Consider the following 16,083-nt stretch of genomic DNA (forward strand, 5'->3'; position numbering starts at 1 on the left):
CGGCGCTCAGAGACCGCAAAAGTGGAGTGGGGCGCGGATCGTATGTGATCCGCGCCCCATTGCCATGACCGACGACTACTGGTCCCGGTACATCTCCGCGACGAGGAACGCCAGGTCGAGGGACTGGCTGCGGTTCAGGCGGGGGTCGCAGGCCGTCTCGTAGCGCTGGTGGAGGTCGTCGACGAAGATCTCGTCGCCGCCGCCCACGCACTCGGTGACGTCGTCACCCGTCAGCTCCACATGGATGCCGCCCGGGTGGGTGCCGAGGCCCTTGTGGACCTCGAAGAAGCCCTTGACCTCGTCGAGCACGTCGTCGAACCGCCGGGTCTTGTGACCGGAGGCCGCCTCGAAGGTGTTGCCGTGCATCGGGTCGGTCACCCACGCCACCGTCGCACCCGACGCCGTGACCTTCTCGACCAGCTCGGGCAGCTTGTCGCGGACCTTGTCGGCGCCCATGCGGACGATGAACGTCAGCCGGCCCGGCTCCCGGTCGGGGTCGAGACGCTCGATGTACTGCAGCGCCTCCTCGGCCGTCGTCGTCGGGCCGAGCTTGATGCCGATCGGGTTGCGGATCCTCGACGCGAACTCGATGTGCGCGTGGTCCAGCTGCCGGGTGCGCTCACCGATCCACACCATGTGCGCCGAGACGTCGTACAGCCGGCCGGTGCGCGAGTCGACACGGGTCAGCGCGGACTCGTAGTCCAGCAGCAGCGCCTCGTGCGAGGAGTAGAACTCGACCGTCTTGAACTCCTCCGGGTCGACCCCGCAGGCGTGCATGAAGTTCAGCGCCTGGTCGATCTCGCGGGCGAGCTGCTCGTAGCGCTGCCCGGACGGGGACGACTTCACGAAGTCCTGGTTCCAGGCGTGCACCTGACGCAGATCGGCATAGCCGCCGGTGGCGAAGGCACGAACCAGGTTGAGCGTGGAGGCGGACGCGTTGTACATCCGCTTCAGACGCTCGGGGTCCGGGATGCGGGCCGCCTCGTTGAAGTCGAAGCCGTTGACCGAGTCGCCCCGGTACGTCGGCAGCGTCACCCCGTCACGGGTCTCGGTGCCCTTGGAGCGCGGCTTGGAGTACTGGCCGGCGATCCGGCCGACCTTGACCACCGGCACCGACGCCGCGTACGTCAGCACCGCGCCCATCTGCAGCAGCGTCTTCAGCTTGTTGCGGATGTGGTCGGCGGACACCGCGTCGAAGGCCTCCGCGCAGTCGCCGCCCTGGAGGAGGAACGCCTCTCCCTTGGCGACGGCCGCCATCCGGGCGCGCAGCTGGTCGCACTCGCCCGCGAAGACGAGCGGCGGATACGACTGAAGCTCCGCAACGACTGCGCGCAGAGCCTCGGTGTCGGGGTACTCGGGCTGCTGCGCCGCGGGCAGGTCTCGCCAGGTGTTGCCAGCGCTCGCGCTGGTCTTAGCGTTCACGGTCACGACCTCCACATTACGGGGTCGTGTCGAGTCGTTTTCGCCCGGCTCGACAGGTGAGACACGCTCCTGCTCACCTGCGCATGGGGTAGGGTGCGTCGCATGTTCGCGCATTCGACCCAGAACTGGTGGTGGACCGCTCATCCGGCGGCCCACTGACTGCGCGTACGCAACACTTCGCGAAGGCCGCCCGAGGGGCGGCCTTCGGCGTTTGTCGGGGTCCGTTCCTCTCCACCTCACAGCGAGAAGGAAACGGACCCATGCAGCTGCTCGACCTGCTCGACGATCCCCGCCCGTTCGCCCTGCTGCGCCGCCGCACCCCCGGGCGCGACGAGAACACCGTCGAGGTGTTCCTCGGCCCGGTCTCCACCCACGACCGGCTCGCCGACCTCCCCGACGAGGGCCTGGCGCTCATCCCGTTCCGGCAGATCCGCGAGCGCGGCTTCGACGTCCGCGACGACGGCACCCCGCTGGCGTTCCTCACCCCCGAGGAGTCGCACGAGTTCCCGCTCGCCGAGGCTCTCGCCCAGCTCCCCGCTCACGACGTCGACGTACGGGACGGCGGCTTCGACGTGGCCGACGAGGAGTACGCGGAGATCGTCGGGCGGGTCCTGCGGGACGAGATCGGGCGGGGCGAGGGCGCGAACTTCGTGATCCGGCGGACGTACGAGGGCGCGATCGAGGGGTTCGGCCGGGCCGACGCGCTCGCGCTGTTCCGCCGGCTGCTGCAGGGCGAGCGGGGCGCGTACTGGACGTTCGTCGTGCACACCGGGGACCGCACGCTCGTCGGGGCCAGCCCCGAGGTGCATGTCCGGATGTCGGGCGGCACGGTCGTCATGAACCCGATCAGCGGGACGTACCGGTATCCGGCCGAGGGGCCCACCCCCGAGCAGCTGCTCGGCTTCCTCGCCGACGGCAAGGAGATCGAGGAGCTGTCGATGGTCGTCGACGAGGAGCTCAAGATGATGTGCACCGTCGGGGACATGGGCGGGGTGGTGATCGGGCCCCGGTTGAAGGAGATGGCGCATCTCGCACACACCGAGTACGAGCTGCGCGGGAAGTCCTCCCTGGATGTGCGGGAGGTCCTGAAGGAGACCATGTTCGCGGCGACCGTCACCGGCTCCCCGGTGCAGAACGCCTGCCGGGTCATCGAGCGCCACGAGCCCCTCGGGCGGGACGGCGTCGCCCGGGGCTACTACGCGGGTGCGCTGGCGCTGCTCGGCCGGGACGCCGGCGGGGCCCAGACCCTCGACTCCCCCATCCTCATCCGGACCGCCGACATCGACGCGGCCGGACGGCTGCGGGTGCCGGTCGGGGCCACGCTGGTGCGGGGCTCCGACCCGGCGGGCGAGGTCGCCGAGACACACGCGAAGGCGGCGGGCGTCCTGGCCGCGCTCGGCGTACGGCCGGGCAGGCCCCGGGCGGAGCACACCCGCCCCCCGCTGGCCGACGACCCCCGGGTGCGGGCCGCGCTGGACGGGCGCCGGGCCTCGCTGGCGCCGTTCTGGCTGCGGATGCAGGAGCGGACCGAGGAACTGTCCGGGCACGCGCTCGTCGTCGACGGCGAGGACACCTTCACCGCGATGCTCGCGCACGTACTGCGGTCGAGCGGCCTCGACGTGAGCGTGCGGCGATACGACGAGCCCGGGCTGCGGGAGGCGGTGCTCGCGCACGAGGGGCCGCTCGTACTGGGCCCCGGTCCCGGCGACCCGTGCGACCTGGCCGACCCGAAGATGCGGTTCCTGCGGGAGCTGACGGCCCACGTCCTGCGGGAACACCGGGACGGTGTCCTCGGGGTCTGCCTCGGGCACGAGCTGATCGCGGCGGAGCTGGGCCTGGACATCGTACGGAAGGAGGTGCCGTATCAGGGGGCGCAGACCGTCGTGGACCTGTTCGGGCGGGCGGAGACCGTCGGGTTCTACAACAGCTTCGTGGCGCGGTGCGACGACGACGCGCGGCGGGAGCTGGCCGCGCACGGCGTGGAGGTGAGCCGGGCCGCGAACGGCGAGGTGCACGCGATGCGCGGGCCCGGGTTCGCGGGCGTGCAGTTCCATCCGGAGTCGGTGCTGACGCTGAACGGGGCGTCCGTCGTACGGGAGTTGGTGGCGCAGGTGCGCGCGACACACCTGCGCGCCCGGTAGGTCAGCCGAAGAACACGCCCACTTCCGCGTACAGCTTCGGGTCGACGGTCTTCAGTCTGGCCGTCGCCTCCGCGATCGGTACGCGGACGATGTCCGTGCCGCGCAGGGCGACCATCTTGCCGAAGTCGCCCTCGTGGACGGCGTCGACGGCGTGCAGGCCGATGGGGGTCCCCCACGCCGTTCAGGCAGTGTCGCGATACCGACGGCGGTGTCGAAGCCGAAGGTGAAGTCGGTGGCCGACAGGTCATCGTCGATGGTCTTCGGGACGCCGACGCAGGGCACCGCGAACTCGTCGCAGAGGCGGGCGGCGACGCCGAGGGTGTCCTCGCCGCCGATGGTGACGAGGGCGCCCACGCACGGCGGGAAGCCGAGGGGCACCGTCCTCCCGCCGAGGAGGCCCCGCCAGCCGTCCTGGAAGCCGATGGACTCATGGCCGTAGCTCTGCACGCCCTTGCGGACGAATCCCTTCGCCGTGAGTCATGACCGTGAGCCATGACCGCCTGACGAGGAGTCGGTGTCGCGCGCCCCTCACTCGTCGTCGAGACCGCGCTCAAGGGCGTACCGAACCAGTTCCACCCGGTTGTGCAGCTGCAGCTTGCCGAGGGTGTTCTGGACGTGGTTCTGGACCGTGCGGTGGGAGATGACGAGACGTTCGGCGATCTGCTTGTAGCTCAGGCCCTTGGCGACCAGGCGCAGCACCTCGGTCTCGCGGTCGGTGAGGCGGGGCGCGTCGGGTTCGTCACCGGCGGCGGGGCCGGGGTCGCAGGCCAGCCGACGGTACTCGCCGAGGACCAGTCCGGCCAGACCCGGCGTGAAGACGGGGTCGCCGACGGCCGTACGGCGCACCGCGTCCAGCAGTTCCTCCGTGGACGCCGACTTCAGCAGGTAGCCGGTCGCGCCGGACTTCACCGCCTCCAGCACGTCGGCGTGCTCGCCGCTCGCCGACAGCACCAGGACCCGCAGGGCCGGGTTGGCGGCGACGACCTCCTTGCACACCTGGACGCCCGGCTTCGCGGGCAGGTTCAGGTCCAGCACCAGCACGTCGGGCATGGCGGCCCTGGCCCGGCGCACGGCCTGCTCGCCGTCGCCGGCGGTGGCGACCACGTCGAAGCCGGACTCGGCCAGGTCCCGGGCGACCGCGTCGCGCCACATGGGGTGGTCGTCGACCACCATGACCTTGATCAGGCCCTGTTCTGCGCGCTTGTCCTCACTCATCGCCGTCCCGCCTTCCCCCGCTTCACGTTCGTTTCCTTCGGCACCGTCAGCTCGACCTCCGTGCCCTGCCCCGGTGTCGAGATCAGCTCGGCGCTGCCGCCGAGGTCGCGCAGCCGGCCGCGGATCGACTGGGCGACCCCGAGCCGCCCCTCGCCCTCGGCCTGCGCGAGCCGCCCCTCCGGGATGCCGGGCCCGTCGTCCCGCACGGTGACGATCACCTCGTCCGGCTCGTCCTCGACCAGGATCCAGGCCCGGGCGTCCTCCCCCGCGTGCCGGCGGACGTTGTCCAGGGCGGCCCTCACGGCGGCGGCCAGCTCCCGTGCGGCCGGCGCGGGCAGCAGCACCGGCGCGCCGGGCTCGGCGAGGTTGACGCGGGCGGCGGCGAAGGGGGCGAGCAGTGCGCGCAGGTCGACGGGCGCGCCCGCGTCGTCGTCGGTGTCCTCGTCCACCACGCGGACGACGGCCCCCTCGGCCTCGTCCTCCGACACCCTGGAGACCGGCACAAGGCCGCCGGAGACCAGCGTGCGCAGCGCGACCTCCTGCTCGCCGGCCATCCGGCCCAGCTCGGCCGCCTCACCTCCCAGGACCGCGCCGCGCCGCTGCACCATCGCCAGCACCTGGAGCACGCCGTCGTGGATGTCCCGGGCGAGCCGCTCGCGTTCCCGCGTGGCGGCCTCGATCTCCAGGGCGCGGGCGAGGGTGCGCTCGGAGGCGCGGGCGACCTCGACGACGTAGCCGATGGCGATGGAGGCCACCCAGACGAGGATCACGTTGTGGACGGTGTCGCGGGCCGGGTGACCGCGCTCGATCAGGTTGGCGGCGGCGACGGGCGTGGAGGCGAACGCGGCCCAGCGCCAGCCGCCCTTGATGGCGAACGCCAGGACCGACCCCGCCGTCCATATCGACGGCAGGGTGGGGCCGCCGTCCTGGATGTGCTGGTCGTTGACGACCAGCGGGGTCAGGACGATCCCGATGAGCGCGACGGCGAGGTCGAGGGTGAGGAAACGCTTGGTGCAGGCCGCCGCGTTCTGCACCCGGGGCAGCGTGGCGAGCGTCCACCCGAGCAGGACGACGTAGTAGGCGATGGCGATGCCGGGCCGGTCGTAGTCGTCGTAGGCGGTGGCGAACAGGCCGACCGCGTACAGCATCGTCAGCACCCGGTAGGCGGTGAGCGCACGCCACAGCGGCAGCTCGACCGACATCCTCATGACTTTTTCGCGCCTGGCCATCCGTCCAGTCCCCCGCCCCCGGAGCGCCGACTACCGCTCTTGTTCCTTCTCGGCCCGCTCTTCCTCTGCCTGCTCTTCGTCGGCCGACTCGTCCTCGGCCTGCTCTTCCTCGGCCCGTTCCAACTCGGCCTGCTCTTCCTCGGCCCGTTCCAACTCGGCCTGTTCCTTCGCGGCCTGTTCCTTCTCGGCCTGGGCGAGGGCCGCCTTCGCGGCCTTCTCCGCTTCCTTGTCGGCCTTCGCCGCATCCGCTATCCGGCGCTTCGCCGCGGTCGCGTACATGTCGACGTACTCCTGGCCGGAGAGCTTCATGATCTCGTACATGACCTCGTCGGTCAGCGCGCGCAGCACGAAGCGGTCGTGGTCCATGCCCTGGTAGCGGCTGAAGTCCAGCGGCCTGCCGATGCGGATGCCGGGCCGCATGACCTTCGGCAGGACCTTCCCCGGGGGCTGGATCTTCTCGGTGTCGATCATGGCGACCGGGATCACGGGTGCGCCGGTGGCGAGCGCCACGCGCGCGAGGCCGCCCGGCTTGCCGCGGTAGAGACGGCCGTCGGGCGAGCGGGTGCCCTCCGGGTAGATGCCGAACAGCTCGCCGCGCTCCAGCACCTCGATGCCGCTCTTGACGGCGGCCTCACCCGCGCCGCGCGCGCCCGAGCGGTCCACCGGGAGCTGGCCGACGCCCTTGAAGAACGCCGCCGTCAGCCGCCCCTTCACACCGGGCGTGGTGAAGTACTCGGCCTTCGCGATGAACGTGACCTTGCGGTCGAGGACCGCGGGCAGGAAGAACGAGTCCGAGAAGGACAGATGGTTGCTCGCCAGGATCGCGGGGCCCTCGGCGGGAATGTTCTCGAGGCCTTCCACCCAGGGCCGGAAGGTGACCTTCAACGGTCCCCCGATAGCGACCTTCATCGCGCCGTACAACAACCGAGTGCCTCCTGTGTGTGTCATCAGACCTTATCCCGGAGTCCCGGCAAAGGCTCCGACGACCCTGGTCGGTGTCAGTGGGGTCGCGTACGGTGAAGCACACGTCCCTCCCACGAAGAACAGACGAAGAACAGGAGACCGAAGTTGCCGGTCCTTCCTGGAGCCGAGCCGTACCGCCATGAGGGCGGGGAGGTCGGGGTCCTCCTCTGTCACGGTTTCACCGGTTCCCCGCAGTCGCTGCGCCCCTGGGCCCGCCACCTGGCCGGGCAGGGCCTGACCGTCTCGCTGCCCCTGCTGCCGGGACACGGCACGCGCTGGCAGGACATGGCGCTCACCGGCTGGCAGGACTGGTACGCGGAGGTGGACCGCGAGCTTCGCGCCCTGCGCGCCCGCTGCACGCGTGTGTTCGTGGCGGGCCTGTCGATGGGCGGCACGCTGGCTCTGCGGCTGGCCGCGAAGCACGGCGAGGGCGCGGGCGGGATCGAGGGCGTCATCGTCGTCAACCCGTCGAACAAGCTGCACGGCCTGTCCCCGTACGCCCTTCCGGTGGCCCGCCATGTCGTCCGCACGACGAAGGGGATCACCAGCGACATCGCGAAGGAGGGCGTCCTGGAGACCGGTTACGACCGGGTGCCGCTGCACTCGGCGCACTCCCTGCGCACCTTCCTGCGTCTGGTCGACACCGAGCTTCCGCAGGTCACCCAGCCGCTGCTGCTCCTGCACAGCGTGCGCGACCATGTCGTGCCGCCGGCCGACTCGGCCCGGATCCTCAGCCGGGTCTCGTCGACGGACGTGACCGAGATCCTGCTGGAACAGAGTTACCACGTGGCAACGTTGGACCTCGATGCGGACCGGATCTTCGAGGAGAGCTACGCGTTCATCGCCCGGATCGCGCCCAGTGTCGGCAAGGAAGGGACGGCCGTAGGTGGCTGAGCACGACTCCGACCGCGAGGACCGGGAGAACCGGGACGAGCGGGACGGCCTGGAGGGCCGGGAGGGCCGCGAGTCGCAGGAGCAGAGCGTGCCCTTCGACGAGGACGCCGCGTGGGCGGCGATCGTCGCGGGGTACGGCGAGGAGCCGCCGGACCCGCCGGGGGCGAAGCCGTTCAAGTCGATCGAGGACCTGGCGCTCCTCGAGGTCGGGACGAACGACGAGGAGCCGGCCGCGGACGCCGGGACGGAACCCGGCAAAGAGCCCGAGAAGGAGCCCGGCGAGGAGAAGGAACCGGCCAAGCCGCTGGGCAGCTCGATCGCCTTCGCGCCCGGTGTCGGCCCGCGCGACTACACGGCTCCCGAGCCTGCGGAGGAGGACTTCGACGAGGACGACGAGGGTCACTTCGTCCCGCCGGAGCCACCGCCGCTGCCCGCCGCCGACACCACGGCCAAGTTCGCCTGGCTCGGGGTGATCGGCGGGCCCGTGCTGCTGCTGGTCGCGGTGCTGCTGGGCTGGGAGATGACGTGGTGGCTGTCGACCGTCGGCATCGGCGGCTTCCTCGGCGGCTTCGCCACCCTGGTGATGCGCATGCGCACGGACGACGAGGACGAAGGCGACCCAGGACGGGGCGCCGTCGTCTGACCCGGCTCGTTCGACGCGGGGCGTCTGACGCGGAGACGCCTGAGGCGGGGCGCCTGACGCGGGACGCATGAGGCGAGGGCGCTGAGGCGGGACGCCTGAGGCCGGTGGTCAGACGCGGGGGCGTCGACGCGGGGGCGCCGGCTTGGGGTGTCTGAGGCCGGGGGTTTGAGGCGAGGTGTCTGCGTCGGGGTGGGGGCTATGTGGTGGGGATTTTGAGGGCGGCGAGGACCGGGAGGTGGTCCGTGGCTGTCCTCACGTCGTTCTCGGTGATGCCCGGCAGGCCGAGGGGCACCCCGCAGCCCAGCACCTCCACGCCCTTCGTCACGAAGATTGCGTCGATGCGGCGGGTCGGCCCGGTGGCCGGGAAGGTGTGCTCGGCGCCCCAGGGTGCGGCGGGGTAGCAGTCCCTGAGGGCGGTCGACAGGCGGGCGAAGGTGCGTCCCTGGGGTCTCTCGTTGATGTCGCCGCCCGCGACCGCGTGCTCCACGCCCATCCCGGCGAGCCGGTCGAGAAGCATGCCGCCCTGGTCGTAGCGCTCGTCCTCGCGGAGGCTGAGGTGGCAGCTGACGACGCCGAGGCGGGCGCCCCCGAAGCGGACCACGGCGGTGGCGAGACCGCGGCGGAACTCACCGGGGGTGAGGGGCAGCAGGACGTCCTCTGTGCGTTCGACGGTCGCCCGGAGCGAGCAGAGGATCGCAGGGCCCGCGGCCGTGCCGCCGCCGGTGAGAATCACCTGGCCGGTGGCCGAGGCGAGACGGGCCAGCTTCTTGCGCCAGCGGAAGAAGATCGGCGATTCCTGGACGAGGACCAGATCGGGGGCGCAGGCGGTGATGACGCGGGCGAGTGCGTCGGTGTCGTCCCGCATGGAGCGGATGTTGTAGCTCAGGACGCGGATGACGGAGGAACCGTCGGGCTCGGTGCGGGAGTTGGGGAGCAGCGTCATGGTGATCAATTTACGCCGGATGGCCGGGACCCGCCGTTCGGATCGGCACGACAGACCCCAGGGGCGCGAGGTCGGTGCGCGGCTTCCGGTTCGTCGCGGTCGCTCGCGCCCACCGCGGCGGAGCCGCACCTGCATGACAGCCCCGCGCCCCTGGGCGGCCGTCACATGATGGGGTCGGGCTCTCTCGCCAGGTCCGCTGCGCCGACCAGACCGGCCTCGTTGCCGAGTTGGGCGGCGATCACCTCGGCGACCGGGCGCCAGTTGCCGCCGACCAGCCAGCGCTTGTACGACTTGCGGATCGGGTCGAGGACCAGTTCGCCCTCGTCGGAGAGGCCGCCGCCGACGATGAAGGCCGACGGGTCGAAGAGCGAGGCCAGGTCGGCGAGGCCGGCGCCGGCCCAGCGGGCGAGCTCCCGGTAGGAGTCGACCGCGACCGGGTCGCCCTGCCGGGCGGCCATGGAGATGTGCTTGCCCTCGATGCCCTCGGGGCTGCCGTCGCCCAGGCCGAGCAGGAGCTCGGCGTTCTCCGGGGTGGCGTTGGCGCGCTGCTTGGCGTAGCGGACGAGGGCGCGGCCGGAGGCGTACTGCTCCCAGCAGCCCTGCGAGCCGCAGCCGCACAGCAGGCCGTCCGGCACCATGCGGATGTGGCCGAACTCGGCGGCCACGCCGAAGTGACCGCGGCGCAGCTTGTTGCCGATGATGATGCCGCCGCCGAGGCCGGTGCCGAGGGTGATGCAGATGACGTTGCGGTGGCCCTTGCCCGCGCCGAACTTGTACTCGCCCCACGCGGCGGCGTTGGCGTCGTTCTCCACGACGACGGGGAGGCCCACGCGGGCCTCGACCTTCGCCTTCAGCGGCTCGTTGCGCCAGTGGATGTTGGGCGCGAAGTAGACCTCGGAGCGCTGGCGGTTGACGTAACCGGCGGCGCCGATGCCGACGCCGACGATCTGGTGCCCGACGCGGGCGCCCTCCACCGCCGAGGCGATGGCGTCCACGATGCCCTCCGGCGTGCCCGGGGTCGGCACCTTGTGGGTCGAGAGGATGTTGCCTTCCTCGTCGACCACGCCGGCCGCGATCTTCGTGCCGCCGATGTCGACGCCGATGGTGAGTCCCATGAATCCCTCAGTTTCGGTCGAGCCCCGCTACGGCCAACCGTACCCGAGGCCCTGCCGTGGAAGGGCCTCAGTCCAAGTCGATGCGCTGGCCGGGACCGGCGTCGTCGCCGCCGTCGCGGCGGGGGTCCTCGCGCGGGTCGTCCGCTCCGGTCGTCCAGCGCCGTTCCTGGGTCTGGACGGCGGAGCGGTAGGCGGCGAGGAGTTCGGTGCCGGCCGCCGCGAGATGGTCGAAGACGTCCGGGTTGCGCTCGATGACGGGTTCCACGGCGGCCTTGGCCTGCTGGACGACCTGGCGGACCACCTGCTGGGCGGCGGGCCCGGCGACCGCTCCGAGCAGCGGGGACTGGATCGACGACAGCTTCTCGCCGACCGCGTCGACGAGCCTGCGCAGTTCCTCGGCGGCCGAGCCCTGGGGCGGGCCGTACTGGGCGCGGCGGCGGGCCTTCTCCTCGGCCAGGTCCTCGGCGGCGGCGGTGGCCCAGGCGTCGGCGTCGCTGGCGCGGGGTCCGTCGTCGATGTGCTCTGTCCCGGCGGGCTCCCCGGCGGCGTCGGGCGTGGGACGCTCTTCGCTCATGGCGGACTCCTGACGACTCCTGGTGGACGACGCCTGATGACGGCTCGTTCTTACGACGTTACCCGAACGGCGGTACGTCGTTCATCGTGCCCGCGGTTCATCGTGCCTGTGGCCACAGGTCGGGGTCGGGGGCGAACCGGACGCACAGCTCGCCGTCGCGCAGGGCGGCGCCGTCGACGGTGCAGCGGCGCAGGACGGAGGGCAGCGCGACGATACGGCGGAAGGGTCCGGCGGTGACGACGAGTTCGTCGCCGCGGCGCACGAGGTCGAGGTCATCGCGTATGGCGCCGGGCAGCGGGAGGTGCCAGACGAGTACGCCGTCCTGGGCGAGCCGGTCGGTGACGGGCCACTCGACCGGGGAGGTCGTCGGGTTGACGGCGGGCACCGCGAGTGCGGTGAGGTCGTCGGCGCCGCGGGGGTCGTGGCCGAGGTGGGCGACGGGCCGCGCCGTCCCGCCCCACTCCCCGAGGGCCTTGTGCTGCTGGGTGACGAGCCTGCCGAGCGGGCCGAGGGGACCGTCGGCCGCGGCCGCCTCCGGCAGGACGCGGTTGGCGACGAGGGACTCGATGGGCAGGGCGCGCAGGGCGAGGCCGAGCCGGGCGTCGCGGACGGCGTCGGCGCCGGCCGGTCCCGGCTCGACGACGAGGCGGACGGCGGTGGCGGGGTCGGCGAGGACGGCCTCGACCGCGGCCAGCTCCAGGTCCCAGCGGGCGGTCGTCTCGTACAGCCACTCGGCGGGCATCGGCACGCCGGCGAGCCGGCCGAGCATGGGGCGCAGGGCGCGGGCGGCCTGCCGTTCCGGCGGGAGCAGGCGGCGCAGGTAGCGGCGCAGCTCCTCCGGGAGGGCCAGCAGGGCGAGGGCCTGCGGGACGGGCGGCAGATCGACGACGAGGAGTTCGTGACGGCCCTCGCCGTCGGCGAGAACGGCGTCGCGCAGGGCGCGCAGGAGGGTGAGCTCCTCGGCGCCGGGGAGGGGGGTGACCTCCTCCGGGTCGAGCCGGGAGGCGCCGAGCAGGTCGAGGACGGTGGTGGCGCGGTCCTGGAAGCCGGCCAGGTCGTCCCGGAAGCCGGCCGCCGCGTCGGGGCGCCAGGCGGTGAGGTGGGGGGTGACCCTAGTGGGTTGCGCCCCGGTGCGTACTCCGAGCGCGGCGCCGAGGGTGTCGGTGCGGTCGGCGCTGAGAACGAGCGTGCGGGTGCCTCCGGCGGCTGCGTGGTGTGCGGTGGCGGCCGCGATCGTCGTACGGCCGCTACCGCCGGGGCCGGTGATCAGGAGGGTGCGCATGGGGGTGAACGGTACCTGTCGTGTCGTCCTGGGGGCTGCGCCCCCAGACCCCCCTTTCGGCCCTTGAGGAGGGGCCTCGTCCTCAAGCTCCCCCAGAGGGGGCACCCCCGACGGGCTGATGGTGCTCGGCCGGGATCCAAAAGGAACCGAAGGCGGAGCCGGCTACTTCTCCCCCGACTCCACGCGCTTCTTCAGGCCTGCCAGGGCGCGGTCGATGATGACCTTCTCGGCCTTGCGCTTGATCATGCCCAGCATGGGGATCTTGACGTCCACGGTCAGCCGGTAGGTGACCTCGGTCGCGCCGGCGTCGGCCGGCTTGAGGAGGTAGGAGCCGTCGAGCTGGCGCAGCATCTGGGACTTCACCAGGGTCCAGGACACCTCGTGCTCGCCGGTCCAGGTGTAGCCGAGGACCTGGTCGTCCTTGATGGCGCCAGCGTCCATGACCAGGCGGACCTGCTCGGCGCGGCCGCGCTCGTCCGTCTGGAGGACCTCCGCCTGCTTCACCTCTCCGGTCCAGTCCGGGTAGCGGGCGAAGTCGGCGATCACCGCCATGACATCGGCCGGTGCCGCATCGATCGTGATGCTCGAGCTGGTGTGTTCCGCCATCGCGGTGGCTCCTCCAGATGCGGGCCGGTACGTGTACGTGTGTGCAGCGTGAAGGCTACCGCGCGCCCGACCAGCCGCCTTCACCCGGAGTCGGCTCGCTGTCGGGGGAACGTCGGGGACCGTGGGGGCACCGTCGCGGTCACCACTCCAGCGCCCAGGGCTTGCCGCTGCCCGCGAAGTGCCCCACGTTGACGCACTCGGTCGCCCCGATGCGCATCCGGCGGGCGAGCGGCTGGTGGACATGGCCGAAGAGCGAGTAGCGGGGACGGGTGCGGCGGATGGCGTCCAGCAGGGCGCGGCTGCCCCGTTCGAAGCGGCGCGCCACCGTGTCGTAGACGAGTTCGGGCACCTCGGGCGGGATGTGGGTGCACAGCACGTCGACCTCGCCGACGGCCTCGATCTTCGCGGCGTACTCCTCGTCGCTGATCTCGTACGGGGTGCGCATGGGCGTCTTCAGTCCGCCGCCCACGAAGCCGAAGACGCGGCCGCCGATCTCCACCCGCTCTCCGTCGAGGACGGTCGTGCCCGGTCCGGCGAACTCGGGCCACAGTTGAGGGATGTCGACGTTGCCGTAGGTCGCGTACGTCGGATTGGGGAACGCCGTGAACATCTCGGCGTACTGCTTGCGGACGGCCTTCTCGATGAGTGCGACCCGGTCGCCGCCGACGCCGCTCCACAGCCGGGTGCCGAGCTCGCGGGCCTCCTCGAAGCGGCGGGCGGTGCGCAGTTCCACGATGAGGTCGGCGTTCTCCTCGCCGAAGAGGTCGGGGAAGATGCCGCGCGAGTGGTCGGCGTAGTCCAGGAACAGCACCAGGTCGCCCAGACAGATCAGCGCGTCCGCGCCCTCCCCGGCCCGGACCAGGTCGCGCGCGTTGCCGTGCACGTCGCTGACCACATGGATGCGTGTTCTGTGGTTTCCGGAGGGTGTGGATGCCATGGCGATCAAGGGTAGGCGTGTGCGGCAAACGTGAACAGTGGCGGCCGGGATACCGGTTACTGGCCAGTCAGTAAAGCGGTGGACTACTGTCAGCCGGGAAACACCAATCTGTGTGACGCAGCGAACATCTCGTCGGACCCCCCTGTCGAAGAGGCCATACCGGCGGGTAACGTCCGGGCAGTCCAGTCGTGCTCTGGATTTCAACCATCGAGATCCACCGAGTCCTGAGCACCCGCCCGAGCCTTGGACCGCACCGTCGCATCGCACAACGTCGTGGCGCCGGCGCCCTATGAGGAGCAGCAGTCTTGCGCGAGTTCAGCCTTCCGGCTTTGTACGAGGTCCCTGCGGACGGCAATCTGACCGACATCGTCCGCAGAAACGCCGCGCAGCATCCCGACGTCGCCGTCATCGCCCGCAAGGTGGACGGCGCCTGGCAGGACGTGACGGCGACGGCCTTCCTGGCCGAGGTGCACGCCGCGGCCAAGGGCCTCATCGCCTCCGGCGTGCAGGCAGGCGACCGGGTCGGGCTGATGTCGCGCACCCGCTACGAGTGGACGCTGCTCGACTTCGCGATCTGGTGCGCGGGCGCGGTCACCGTGCCGGTCTACGAGACCAGCTCGCCGGAGCAGGTGCAGTGGATCCTCTCCGACTCGGGTGCGACGGCGATCGTCGTCGAGCTGGACAACCACGCGGCGGCCGTCGAGTCGGTGCGTGACTCGCTGCCGGCGCTGAAGCATGTGTGGCAGATCGAGGCGGGCGCGGTCGAGGAGCTCGGGCGGCTCGGCCAGGACCTCTCCGACACGGCCGTCGAGGAGCGCAGCTCGCAGGCCAAGGCCGACGACCCGGCGACCATCGTCTACACCTCCGGCACGACCGGCCGGCCCAAGGGCTGTGTGCTGACGCACCGCAGCTTCTTCGCCGAGTGCGGAAACGTCGTGGAACGCCTGCGGCCGCTGTTCCGCACCGGTGAGTGCAGTGTGCTGCTCTTCCTGCCGCTCGCGCATGTCTTCGGCCGGCTGGTACAGATCGCCCCGATGATGGCGCCGATCAAGCTGGGCACGGTCCCGGACATCAAGAACCTCACCGACGAGCTGGCGTCCTTCCGGCCGACGCTGATCCTGGGCGTGCCGCGGGTCTTCGAGAAGGTGTACAACTCAGCGCGCGCCAAGGCGCAGGCGGACGGCAAGGGCGCGATCTTCGACAAGGCGGCCGACACCGCGATCGCGTACAGCAAGGCGCTGGAGCTCCCGGCGGGCCCGCCACTCGCTCTGAAGATCAAGCACAAGGTGTTCGACAAGCTGGTCTACAGCAAGCTGCGCGCGGTCCTCGGCGGCAAGGGCGAGTACGCGATCTCCGGCGGCGCCCCGCTGGGCGAGCGCCTCGGTCACTTCTTCCGCGGCATCGGCTTCACCGTCCTGGAGGGCTACGGCCTGACGGAGTCCTGTGCCGCGACGGCGTTCAACCCGTGGGACCGGCAGAAGATCGGCACGGTCGGGCAGCCGCTGCCGGGCTCGGTGGTGCGGATCGCGGACGACGGCGAGGTGCTGCTGCACGGCGAGCACCTGTTCAAGGGGTACTGGAACAACCCGGGCGCGACCGCCGAGGCGCTGGCCGACGGCTGGTTCCACACCGGTGACATCGGCACCCTCGACGAGGACGGTTACCTCCGCATCACCGGCCGCAAGAAGGAGATCATCGTCACCGCGGGCGGCAAGAACGTCGCTCCGGCCGTGATCGAGGACCGCATCCGCGGGCATGCGCTGGTCGCGGAGTGCATGGTGGTGGGCGACGGGCGGCCGTTCGTGGGCGCGCTGGTCACCATCGACGAGGAGTTTCTGGGCCGTTGGGCCGCCGACCACGGCAAGCCGACGGATTCGACCGCGGCGTCGCTGCGCGACGATGCCGACCTTCAGGCCGCCATCCAGTCGGCGATCGACGACGGCAACGCCGCGGTCTCGAAGGCGGAATCGGTGCGGAAGTTCCGCATTCTCTCCTCCCAGTTCACGGAGGACTCGGGCCATCTCACGCCGTCGCTGAAGCTCAAGCGCAACGTGGTGGCGAAGGACTACGCGGGCGAGATCGAGGCGATCTACGCCAAGTAGCGGACCCTGAAGGCCTG

Annotated in this window: 15 protein-coding genes and 1 pseudogene; 5 read left to right on the forward strand and 11 right to left on the reverse strand. The window is 71.4% G+C overall.

The features are described 5' to 3' along the window. Window positions 1-75: 75 nt before the first annotated feature. Window positions 76-1,428, reverse strand: coding sequence for a class II 3-deoxy-7-phosphoheptulonate synthase (locus tag ACIBTS_RS42900; protein WP_399326517.1), 1,353 nt, complete (start codon window positions 1,426-1,428; stop codon window positions 76-78). A gap of 96 nt (window positions 1,429-1,524) precedes the next feature. Here ACIBTS_RS42900 and ACIBTS_RS42905 point away from each other — a divergent pair, with 96 nt between their 5' ends. Beyond that, entirely contained in the window at window positions 1,525-1,581 is a 57-nt protein-coding gene (locus ACIBTS_RS42905; protein WP_071528813.1) for a trp operon leader peptide, read from the forward strand. A gap of 101 nt (window positions 1,582-1,682) precedes the next feature. Beyond that, entirely contained in the window at window positions 1,683-3,563 is a 1,881-nt protein-coding gene (locus ACIBTS_RS42910) for an anthranilate synthase family protein (RefSeq protein ID WP_399326519.1), read from the forward strand. A 1-nt stretch (window position 3,564) separates the two neighbouring features. Here the strand turns inward: ACIBTS_RS42910 and ACIBTS_RS42915 are convergent. From ACIBTS_RS42915 to ACIBTS_RS42930, 4 genes and pseudogenes are all read right to left on the reverse strand, one after another. Then, window positions 3,565-4,031, reverse strand: a pseudogene (locus ACIBTS_RS42915) (6-phosphofructokinase); the annotation flags it as partial. Between the two features lie 60 nt (window positions 4,032-4,091). Further along, window positions 4,092-4,778, reverse strand: a complete 687-nt coding sequence (locus ACIBTS_RS42920; protein ID WP_399326521.1) for a response regulator — start codon at window positions 4,776-4,778, stop codon at window positions 4,092-4,094. Further along, entirely contained in the window at window positions 4,775-6,007 is a 1,233-nt protein-coding gene (gene macS / locus ACIBTS_RS42925; protein ID WP_399326523.1) for a MacS family sensor histidine kinase, read from the reverse strand. The genes ACIBTS_RS42920 and macS overlap by 4 nt, the downstream gene beginning before the upstream one ends. 30 nt (window positions 6,008-6,037) lie before the next feature. Continuing rightward, on the reverse strand, window positions 6,038-6,916 hold the full coding sequence (locus ACIBTS_RS42930; protein ID WP_399326569.1) for a lysophospholipid acyltransferase family protein: 879 nt from the start codon (window positions 6,914-6,916) through the stop codon (window positions 6,038-6,040). Between the two features lie 159 nt (window positions 6,917-7,075). On the opposite strand from ACIBTS_RS42930, the gene ACIBTS_RS42935 reads away from it, so the two are divergent. Both ACIBTS_RS42935 and ACIBTS_RS42940 read left to right on the forward strand, forming a co-directional pair. Continuing rightward, on the forward strand, window positions 7,076-7,864 hold the full coding sequence (locus ACIBTS_RS42935) for an alpha/beta hydrolase (protein WP_399326525.1): 789 nt from the start codon (window positions 7,076-7,078) through the stop codon (window positions 7,862-7,864). Next, window positions 7,857-8,507 carry a hypothetical protein gene (locus tag ACIBTS_RS42940; RefSeq protein WP_399326527.1) on the forward strand — a complete coding sequence of 217 codons (651 nt, stop codon included), beginning with the start codon at window positions 7,857-7,859 and terminating at the stop codon, window positions 8,505-8,507. Before ACIBTS_RS42935 ends, ACIBTS_RS42940 begins: the two co-directional genes overlap by 8 nt. A 196-nt stretch (window positions 8,508-8,703) precedes the next feature. On the opposite strand, the gene ACIBTS_RS42945 is transcribed toward ACIBTS_RS42940, so the two are convergent. From ACIBTS_RS42945 to ACIBTS_RS42970, 6 genes are all read right to left on the reverse strand, one after another. After that, on the reverse strand, window positions 8,704-9,450 hold the full coding sequence (locus ACIBTS_RS42945) for an endonuclease/exonuclease/phosphatase family protein (RefSeq protein WP_399326529.1): 747 nt from the start codon (window positions 9,448-9,450) through the stop codon (window positions 8,704-8,706). Between the two features lie 161 nt (window positions 9,451-9,611). Beyond that, window positions 9,612-10,565 (reverse strand): ROK family glucokinase, encoded by a 954-nt coding sequence (locus ACIBTS_RS42950; RefSeq protein WP_399326531.1) that lies wholly within the window; start codon window positions 10,563-10,565, stop codon window positions 9,612-9,614. Between the two features lie 67 nt (window positions 10,566-10,632). Then, window positions 10,633-11,139 (reverse strand): DUF5304 domain-containing protein, encoded by a 507-nt coding sequence (locus tag ACIBTS_RS42955; protein ID WP_319671896.1) that lies wholly within the window; start codon window positions 11,137-11,139, stop codon window positions 10,633-10,635. A 97-nt stretch (window positions 11,140-11,236) separates the two neighbouring features. After that, window positions 11,237-12,421: an ArsA family ATPase gene (locus tag ACIBTS_RS42960; RefSeq protein ID WP_399326533.1), complete on the reverse strand. Its 1,185-nt coding sequence runs from the start codon at window positions 12,419-12,421 to the stop codon at window positions 11,237-11,239. 162 nt (window positions 12,422-12,583) lie between these two features. Then, window positions 12,584-13,027 (reverse strand): SRPBCC family protein, encoded by a 444-nt coding sequence (locus ACIBTS_RS42965; protein ID WP_399326535.1) that lies wholly within the window; start codon window positions 13,025-13,027, stop codon window positions 12,584-12,586. Window positions 13,028-13,166: 139 nt separating this feature from the next. Beyond that, the gene (locus tag ACIBTS_RS42970; RefSeq protein WP_399326572.1) at window positions 13,167-13,922 is read right to left on the reverse strand and encodes a metallophosphoesterase; all 756 of its coding nucleotides are present in this window, start codon (window positions 13,920-13,922) and stop codon (window positions 13,167-13,169) included. 347 nt (window positions 13,923-14,269) lie between these two features. Here ACIBTS_RS42970 and ACIBTS_RS42975 point away from each other — a divergent pair, with 347 nt between their 5' ends. Next, a complete protein-coding gene (locus ACIBTS_RS42975) occupies window positions 14,270-16,066 on the forward strand; it encodes an AMP-dependent synthetase/ligase (protein ID WP_399326537.1) in 1,797 nt (598 codons plus the stop codon). Window positions 16,067-16,083: the final 17 nt, after the last annotated feature.

This window comes from Streptomyces sp. NPDC050121, assembly GCF_044460385.1.
GTDB lineage: Bacteria > Actinomycetota > Actinomycetes > Streptomycetales > Streptomycetaceae > Streptomyces > Streptomyces soliscabiei.

What these genes read in the sequence shown, in the direction of transcription:
- ACIBTS_RS42965 (WP_399326535.1), bottom strand. Translation starts at nt 13,027, where the DNA reads ATGGCGGAACACACCAGCTCGAGCATCACGATCGATGCGGCACCGGCC.
- ACIBTS_RS42955 (WP_319671896.1), bottom strand. Translation starts at nt 11,139, where the DNA reads ATGAGCGAAGAGCGTCCCACGCCCGACGCCGCCGGGGAGCCCGCCGGG.
- ACIBTS_RS42920 (WP_399326521.1), bottom strand. Translation starts at nt 4,778, where the DNA reads ATGAGTGAGGACAAGCGCGCAGAACAGGGCCTGATCAAGGTCATGGTG.
- ACIBTS_RS42910 (WP_399326519.1), top strand. Translation starts at nt 1,683, where the DNA reads ATGCAGCTGCTCGACCTGCTCGACGATCCCCGCCCGTTCGCCCTGCTG.
- ACIBTS_RS42930 (WP_399326569.1), bottom strand. Translation starts at nt 6,916, where the DNA reads ATGAAGGTCGCTATCGGGGGACCGTTGAAGGTCACCTTCCGGCCCTGG.
- ACIBTS_RS42950 (WP_399326531.1), bottom strand. Translation starts at nt 10,565, where the DNA reads ATGGGACTCACCATCGGCGTCGACATCGGCGGCACGAAGATCGCGGCC.
- macS (WP_399326523.1), bottom strand. Translation starts at nt 6,007, where the DNA reads ATGGCCAGGCGCGAAAAAGTCATGAGGATGTCGGTCGAGCTGCCGCTG.
- ACIBTS_RS42945 (WP_399326529.1), bottom strand. Translation starts at nt 9,450, where the DNA reads ATGACGCTGCTCCCCAACTCCCGCACCGAGCCCGACGGTTCCTCCGTC.
- ACIBTS_RS42960 (WP_399326533.1), bottom strand. Translation starts at nt 12,421, where the DNA reads ATGCGCACCCTCCTGATCACCGGCCCCGGCGGTAGCGGCCGTACGACG.